Here is a 9,924-nt window from a genome sequence, read left to right on the forward strand (position 1 = left end):
ATTTGACTTTTATCCAAGTGTTTTTTTTGTTAAATAAAATTATTAAAGGATTAGCAAAATGAATAAATAATTCAATTAAGATTGCTCTAATGTAAAACATCCAATATACAAAAAAAGCTTGTTGTACATTTTAAGTTAATTTGGATCTTATCAGCTAGAATGATATCCCTGAATAATATTACGAATTTTACATAAGTTTACCATTTGTTTACTTTTGTTTAACACTCAACTTGTATAGTAAAAGAGTATCGAATAAAAGGAGGGAATGGCGAAATGAGAGAAAAATGGACAAGCAAATTGTCACTTCTTATTATCTTCTTGTTAATTTTCACTAATGTATTCACATATGTTCCTGTGACATATGCCAATACAAATGAAAATTTGGTACAAGAAGAGGTTACAGTTGAGGAAAATGGAGAAGCAGGTTTGACAAGTGAAAAACAGGCAACTGAAGAAGCAAACCACCCTTTTACTGAAGAGATAGAACAGTCGACCGATGTAAACGATAATGTATCAGCTGATACATCTGAAAAGGCTCCATCCACTTCAAAGGAAGAGCAGGAACATAACGAAGAATCCGAAGTGAAGGAAGAGGCAGTTTCGGAAAATAAGCAAGTTGCTGAAGAACAGACCAAACAAGAAGAGAACAAGTATGAAGAAGTAATTGATCATGAGAATGAAGAAAATTTTTCATTAGAACAGACAGATCCCAAAGAAGTAGCAAATCCCCCACAAGAAGATAGCACTACCGAAGAGAATACTGAAACGACTAAAAACGAGATGAAAGCGCAATCCACAATTGATTATCAAACACTGCCAACACTTTTACTAACAGAAATTATGCCGAACAATGATGGGGCAGATGAATTTGAATATTTTGAAGTATATAATAACAGTGATAAAGCAATTTTATTAGACTATTATACTATTGCATTACGTTATACAGATGGGAGCACTAATGATAAAGCTTTCGAATTCCCTGAAGTCACGATTCCGGCAGGGGAAACACTTGTTTTTTGGCGTAATCCTGCACAATTAAGTGTTGATGACTTTAATGCTCATTATGCAACTGAATTAACAGAAGATCAAATTGTTTCCTATCAAGGAACAGGTTTTTATAATAGTGGAAATCGAGGCGTAGTCATTAAAGATGATCACGAAGAAATGATATCCAACCGTTACCTTAAAGAAGATATTTCGTCCGGAAAAGTGGTTACATATAAATATCCAACTGATTCCATTGAAATGGAACCTTTTCAAACGGTGGCTGATCCAACTCCAGGAAGTTTGGAAGAAGACCAAATACCTGTTGAAAAAGTAAGGACTGAAGAAATCAACAAGCCCGAAATTGAACATAAACCGGTAACTGATGCACAAGAAGGTAAATCGATCACAATTAAAGCTGCAATATTAAGTGAAGAGAATAAGGTAAGAGGAACTTTACACTATCGTTCAGAAGAAGGGTCATTTGAACAAATGAACATGACCTTAGTTGAGAATAATCTGTATGAAGCAACCATTAACAGTGACAATGTTACTGCTGGTGTAGTCGAATATTATATAACAGCAAAAAATCCACAAAAACGTCTGCGTTATCCAGAGGCAGAAAGCGAAACATTTAGTGTTGATGTAGCGACAATCGACGAGTCGAATGAGGATTTTCAGCAGTACCCGCATTTACTCATCACAGAAATTTCACCAAATACTGCTGGTGGAGGAACAGACTACTTTGAATATTTTGAGCTTTATAATAACACCAATCAGACCTTATCCTTTAATCAATATGCTCACATTTATTATTACACAGATTCCGGACGTGAGGTTCAATTTCAGGTTCCTGCAATAGATATCGAGTCTCAGGAAACACTTGTTTTCTGGCATAACAATGGGAATAATTCATTAGAGGATTTTAATGCACATTTTTCTACCAGTCTTTCAAGTGAACAAGTGGTAGAAGTTACTGATACGACATTTCCTGGTTTTGCAAATGGAGGAGACCGTGCATTAATATTGAAAGACGCTTTGCATCAAGAAGTAATTTATGCAGATTATGAAGGAGTAGATAATGATAATACTGGTACTGTTATCCAATATAAATACCCGTATGAAGGAACGAAAATGACTAAGTTGAAAACAATGGCTACTCCAACCCCTGGATCGATTACCGATGAACAGGTACCTGTAGAGGTAGTCACTGTAGAAGAGCAAGAAGAAGATACAACAGCACCTGTAATAACGCATGAATCCATATCATCAGTTCCTGCTTTTTCCCCAGTTACGATAGAAGCTGAAGTAACTGATGATCTGGCGCTTCCCGATGTTACCCTTTTTGTAAAAAATAAAGATTCGGAGTATCGTAGTTTAACTATGTCACCTGATTCAGCTAACCCTGGTAAATATATAGCGGAAATACCAGGCGTGTATGTGGAATCTGACTTAACCTATTATATCGAAGCAACTGATGGTGTAAATAAAGATAAAACAGAAGAATTCACGGTGTCCGTTTCTCAGAATGAAGTAGATTTCCAATCATTGCCACCATTAATAGTAACGGAAATTGTTCCGGATTCCTCAAATGTTGGCTCTGCAGATGGCTATGAATTTATTGAAATCTATAATAATACGAATCAAGATATTCCTTTTGAGCATTACAAAATGCAATACCGTTATGGCAGTGATCCGGCAAGTGATGTCATTTGGCCTTCTATCCCTGATGATGTCGTGATCCCTGCGAATGAAACATTAGTATTTTGGATTATTAATGGGCAAAACAATAATAAGACGGTAGAAGATTTTAATGCGAATTATGGATCTGATTTAATAAAAGATAAAGATATCGTGAGAATTGAATCAGCAGGTATGGCTAATGGTAGTATGCGTGGGCTGATTATTGCTTCTAATATTGGTCACGAGTATTCTGTAGCTTATTATAATGATTTGGATACTATAGATGATACTGAACCGAATAAGGGCATTTTATATAAGTATCCATCAGATGAATCGATTCAAATGGAAAAGGTGAGTGCTTCAACACTTGATGCTACACCTGGTGTCGTGGAAGAATATCAGGTGCCAGCAGAATCTGTTCAAGTTCCATCAGATGAAACTGCTCCCGTTATTGAAGATGTAACGGGCATTGAAACAATTAACCAAACAGACAACTTAGATGTCACAGCTCAAGCATTTGACCAGGAAGAATTAAAAACAGTTGCAGTTTATTATCGTACAAATCCAAATGAGGAATACCAGAAAGCTTTGATCGAACAGGGAGAACGGGAAGGAGTATTCTCATATCGTATCTATGCCCCTGAGATGATTGGAAATTCAGAAATTGAGTATTATTTTGAAGCATCAGATGGAGTAAACACGACTAAAACAGCTACCCAAACTGTATCTATTGATAGTGATTTTGATGACAGTCCATTACGTTTAAATACGGAAGAAGGACAAGTTCTGAATGATAATTATGTGCTCAAAGGAACGTCCAATATTGATCAACCAACTGAAATGGAAATGAGCATTGATGGTGAGCAAGTACCATCAAATTATCAAGCATTGGAACATGAAGCTTATTTTGCTTTTGAAGTAAGTGGAGTTAATACGTATTTTCAAAATGGTGTGACGATCGGAAACGAAGTAATTGATATTTTTGATGACTGGATGGCCCAATGGGAGACGATCACAGTGCCCGTGGATCCTAATCACTTATCAATTGGTGAAAATACGATCACAATACGTGCAGGTAATAAAGCAAATCCTTGGGAGGGTGATCCTGGAGAAAACCGTGATGATTACAATTTGCGTAATGTACGATTAGTTTTGGCAGATGGAACCATTCTGACGGACCCAAATCACGAAAATCCCGATAATGTATTAGATATGGGGGATGATGGTACACAGCGAATTGCGGAGGATTTCACTTTTACCCTTACAGGAGATCATGCACAATCTATTGCCTATGAGTGGGACACTACGGAAGCTACAGATGGTGAACATATAGTAGAAGTAGCTGATTCAAAGCAGACTGTACAGAAAAAGGTGTTTGTTGATAATACAGCACCAAATGTTGAACCAACAATTGAAATGGAACAAACCTATAAAGGTGCTTTTACAATTGATGCAGTGATTGATGATGAAATTGCAGGAGTGAAAGATTACCATGCAGAACTGGATGGAGAAGAAATAGAACTACCTTACGATACATCATCAGGTGAGCTTGCAAATGGTGGGCATAAATTACTTATAACTACTACAGATCAAGTTGGAAACCAGGGAAGAAAAGAAATTACTTTTTACACTGTAGACGAAAATCCCGAAATATCTGATAATCAAACAAATGTAACAGACGGTGATCCAATATTAAAGGTTCGTGTCGGTGATCCAACCGACGATAAAGTAAATGTTGGATTTTACCAAGGATTCCGGTATAAACCTTCTGATACTGATTACGTGGTATCTTATCAAGGAGCTTCACCAATAGAGCCACCAAACACAAATGAGATTGCCGATTCAGTAGTATTAGAGAATAAAGAGATTTCACTAGTGTCTGAGAAAGATGGCGATTACTTAATAACGGATGATACTACGAAATTTCCATATCATCGATTTGACGTAACATTAGATAGTACAGTCGATAAAGATGATATTGTCGAATTAGAATGGAATGGTAATTCTTTAGCAGGCAGAAAAGTAACCATGTACGCTTGGAATGTAGTGTCATCCAAGTGGGTCATCATTGATTATCAAATTGCCGGAGAGGTTGATTTTTCTCTGAAGGGTAATGTAGACGTTTCTTCATATAGTAAAGATCATCAAATCCAGGTTATGATTCAAGATGAAATACCAGCAAATCGTGATGAATATGACTATACTTTTGTCTGGATGTCAGACACACAATATTATTCAGAGAGTTATCCTTACATTTATCAGCGTCAAACAGAATGGATTGCGGAGCAGCAAGATGAAATGAAAATTGAGTATGTTATTCATAGTGGAGATTTAGTAGATGAAGCGGATCAGGAGTATCAATGGGATAATGCAGATGAATTTATGAGAACATTAGATGATGCAGAAGTACCTTATGGTGTTCTTGCAGGAAATCATGATGTATTACAAAAAACAGAAGACTATAGTGAATATTATAAATATTTCGGTGAAGACCGTTTTGCCGACAAACCTTATTATGGCGGGTCTTATCTTAATAACCGTGGTCACTATGACTTAATTTCTGTTGATGGAAACGACTATATTATGCTTTATTTAGGATGGGGTATTGATGATGAAGGTATCGCATGGATGAATGATGTATTAAGTCAATATCCGGACCGTACAGCGATCTTAACATTCCATGAGTATCTGCAGGCAACTGGGACACGCCATCCACTTGGTGAAAAGCTATACCAAGAAGTAGTACTTCCAAATGAAAATGTCGTAGCAGTATTGTCTGGTCATTATCATGAAGCACAAACGTTAGTTGATGAAATTGATGATGATGGGGATGGTAATACTGATCGAACTGTGTATCAAATGTTATCAGACTATCAAGCAGGCCCTGAAGGTGGGCAAGGATATATGCGTCTGATGCACTTTGATACGGAAAATAATAGAATTTTTGTAAATACTTATTCACCATATATGGATGATTATAATTATTATGATACAGAAGAATATCCAAATAAAGATGAATTTATGATAGATTTGGATTTAACAGCCAAAGAGAAGCGTGTCGCAACAGATAGTTTTGCAGTTAATGTGTACACCGAAAATGAAATTGGAACGGTAGAGAATGTAGCAAGTGGAGATACAGCTGAAGTAACATGGACCGCTCTTACGGAAGGAAAACAATATTTCTGGTATGCCTCCGTGTCTGATGATTTTACAGGTGAGACTAGATCACCAATCATGTCTTTTGTAAAAGGTGAGGATGATACTACTGATGGAGAGATAGGAGATGGTGGTGAAAATGGAAATCAAGATGAGGATCAAACTGAAAATGATCCTGAACCACAGCCTAATCCAAATCCTAACTCTAACCCAAATCCAGATTCGGGTAACGGAAATAATGAAACTGAAAATGATCAAAAGTCTGAACACAATGAGGATCAAGCATCCCAAGAAACAGAAAAGAACAACAATCAAGAACATGAAAATAATGCCGATCACACAATAGATTCCAACAACACTAATATTAATTTGCCAGAAACAGCCACTAAGATGTATCGGTATCTAGCATTAAGTATTATTTTACTTCTCATTGGTGCCATGTTATATTTTAGAACTCGCAAGGATACAAATTAAATTTTAGGAAGGGATGTAGTCACAGACTAAGTAGTTCCGTTTCGGTGGAGAAACATACGAAATAGCATACTAATTAACAGACCAAATCGCATATGATTTGGTCTGTTGTTTTTTCCTTATATATCAATGTTTATTGGATATTAACAATTGAATTCGCATGCGAAATCGCACCTTAAATAAAAAAGTGACAATAACTGTTGTCAAGGTGCTAATTACTATGTTATTTGGTGTACCAATTGCTATGTTGATTTTAATAATTAGGAAATTGTAATTTTATGTTAAAATAAATGTAGAGTTTGTGAAGAGAAGTTCTTGAACGGGCAGGATAGTAAAATCTATATAATGAAACTTATCTTAATAAATTATTATATATTTGAAAGGTAGGTTAAAAAATGGCAGGCATAATTATCATAATCAGTAGTTTATTACTTGGTCTTATTGTCTTTAAAATATCTAAAACAAAGTTTCAAAAAACATTTATATCTTTTTTGTCCATTGTCTTATACGCTTTCTTGCTATTTTTTATTGGAATGGGGTTAGGGAATTTATTTTTCATTCTCTTTGCAATATTACCTATTATTATTGGGATATTTATTTGGCTTAGAAGTAAATAAATTTTTATGAAAAAGTATTAGTTGTTGAACTATCGAGTGCTTATGTTGAACAAGGAGTTGTTGAGACTGGCATCTCTTATTGTGCTAAAGGGCAGAAGAGTTGAACAAGCAGGACTTTCATATATGACTACTAAATGAATAAATAAAGACTTTTTTGAGGGTGAAATGAATGAACACAAAACCTAACTTCGGCATTACATGGAGAAGTGAGCATGATAGCCTCGCTAGGCTTGCCAGCATGGTTTTAAAAAAGCTGGCTTCCTGGCATAGAAATCTATGCTCACAGAGGCTCATTGTCAGGCCTCCTAATTTTAAGAAAATTATTCAGTTAGAAAATTAACTTTTTTGTGTCCAAAATATTGACCTAGATTCATAGTTAAATGTAAAGTTAATAAATAGATAATTAATTTTTTAAATACTATGAGTTTGTGAATAAGTACACTTAAACTGACTAGCAGTTTAGCGACAGATAGACATATCTAATATAGTGTGCTTATCTAGTTGAATGGAGGGTCTAATCATGGGCATTAGGAATTATCTGATTGGAGGCGTTTCCGGCTCCGGCAAAACTACGGTCTGCAACGAATTACAGCGGCGCGGCTACCATGCCATTCATGGTGACCGTGAATTGGTTTATCAAGGCGATCCAGAAACTGGTACCCCGACGGATGGCTTTAAACCCGAACACCATATTTGGCATGTAGACAAAGTAAAAGCTTTGATCGCCAATCAGGATGAGGCGGTAACATTTTTCTGCGGTGGTTCGCGGAATTTTCACAAATACATCGATCTCTTCGACGGCGTGTTTGTCCTTGATGTCGACCTGGAAACCTCTCTCCGGCGGATTGATGAGCGAGTGGCACTGGACCCAACTGACTGGGGTGGCAGACCAGAGGAACGGGAAATCAGTAAGCGCATGTATCAAACTAAAGAAGGCGTTCCCAAAAATGGGATTATAATCGACGCCACGGCACCGATTGATCACGTCGTTGACGAGATCATCCGTCAAAGCGAAGAAAATAAACACCAACGACAGTAAACTTACGGTTGCGACAGCCGCCCAATACACCGGTGCACCTGGATACGAATTTTATTTCAGACATGTTAAATTACGTAGGAAATACACTAGATATTTTTAGTATATTGGCACTGATTTTAGGGGTAGGGTATCTAATTTGGGAAGAAATTTATGCCTATCAAGATACCAAAAATCAAAAAAATGAAAAACCCGTTCTTCAACTAAAGGGTTGGCGCGACAAGTTCTGTAATAAGCGTTTCTAACGTGAAATACAGGGAATTCATTAAATTGAATGCTAACTCTACAAGGGAGGATAGGAATGACGGAAACATGTTTCCTGAAACTATCCCATCAATACTCCTGCGTGCGTTATGATTAACAGGTCATAGGGTTCGAAGCACAGGTAGATTCGGTTGAACGAAGGCTGAAGCCAACAATATTAAAAGGTATGCCAACGGATAGACCGCATGGCTGAAAAACTAGATATGGTGAGAATGACTTTTTGAGGAAAAAGCTGACAAACTTCCGAATGTAAAGGTCTAAAGTTAGAACATAAGGAAACTTATGTCCCAACCAACGTTGGGGTGAGTGGTGTAAAGTAAGAATCTGCCCTATGAAATACGCTATACCGAACAATGGCGGTATCCAGCTCACAGGCTCAGAGGAAGCACCTACTTCTAGAACGGATAGCTACCTTGTATGGTACTTGGGAAGCGAGAAACATCGAAAGATGGACTGTTATCCTAGATGGTTGCTATAAGGCTTAAGCCGAAATGCATTTACTCTTGCGAAGGTAGGGGTACGACTAAAGAAGCACCTGTAATGGGTGTGGAGGAACAGCCCCAAGTCTAGTAATATAAAACGATTATTTTCCTAACGTGAATTGCACCGGTCGGGTAAGAATGTGGGAACATCATCTCAGAGAGGATGATGCCACAGTGCAAACGCTAAGGTATTGGGATTACTACGACATGACAGATACATTTTCCGAACTCTATGATAAATCGTCTAAAAAGGAATCATTCTCTAATTTATACGACCTCATTACTTCTAGGAAAAATATTCTGTTAGCTTATCGAACGATAAAGTCTAATAAAGGTTCAAAGACTGCGGGAACAGACAAGAAAACGATTGATGATTTAAAGAAACTATCTGAAAGTCAAATAGTCATCGAAATACAAAACAAGTTAAAGAATTATCGCCCAAAAAAAGTACGACGGAAATTAATTGAGAAAGAAAATGGTAAGTGGAGACCGTTAGGTATCTTGTATGATAGATAGAATGATTCAACAATGCTTTAGACAAGTGCTTGAATCAATTATGGAAGCAAGGTTCTACAAACATAGTTACGGTTTTAGGCCGTTAAGGTCTACACATCATGCTATGGCAAGAGTACAATTCCTTATTAATCAAGCTCAGCTTCATTATGTCGTTGACATTGATATTAAAGGATTTTTCGACAATATTAATCACAACCGTCTGATGAAACAACTTTGGAATATAGGCATCCATGACCGACAGGTCTTAGCTTGTATATCTAAAATGTTAAAAGCTGAAATCGATGGAGAAGGTGTCCCTACAAAGGGTGCTCCGCAAGGCGGATTGTTGTCACCGTTACTATCAAATGTAGTGCTGAACGACTTAGACCATTGGGTAGCTGAACAGTGGGAGTTCTTCTCTCTTCACAAAGATTATAAAACCCGTGAAGGTGAGCTTTACGCCAAGAAACGAACGAACTTGAAAGAAGGTTACCTCGTCCGCTATGCGGACGACTTTAAGGTTCTATGCCGTGATTGGAAAACCGCACAGAAATGGTATCATGCTATTAAGTTATACTTGAAGCAGCGTTTGAAACTAGACATCTCGCCAGAAAAATCTCAAGTTATTAACCTAAGAAAAAGAGAATCCGAATTCCTTGGGTTTACGATCCGTGCGAACAGAAAAGGGAAAAAGAGAGTTGCACATACAGGCTTAAAAGAAAGTAAAAAGCGTAAA

Annotated in this window: 2 protein-coding genes and 1 pseudogene; all 3 read left to right on the plus strand. The window is 37.0% G+C overall.

Translation table 11 applies throughout. The features are described 5' to 3' along the window. Window positions 1-273: 273 nt before the first annotated feature. Window positions 274-6,297, plus strand: a complete 6,024-nt coding sequence (locus ACTWP4_RS18195) for a lamin tail domain-containing protein (RefSeq protein ID WP_443130203.1) — start codon at window positions 274-276, stop codon at window positions 6,295-6,297. Between the two features lie 1,134 nt (window positions 6,298-7,431). Further along, a complete protein-coding gene (locus ACTWP4_RS18200; protein ID WP_443130204.1) occupies window positions 7,432-7,950 on the plus strand; it encodes an AAA family ATPase in 519 nt (172 codons plus the stop codon). A gap of 917 nt (window positions 7,951-8,867) precedes the next feature. Next, window positions 8,868-9,924 (plus strand): annotated as a pseudogene (locus ACTWP4_RS18205) (reverse transcriptase domain-containing protein); the annotation flags it as partial.

Source organism: Gracilibacillus sp. D59 (assembly GCF_052246695.1).
GTDB lineage: Bacteria > Bacillota > Bacilli > Bacillales > Amphibacillaceae > Gracilibacillus.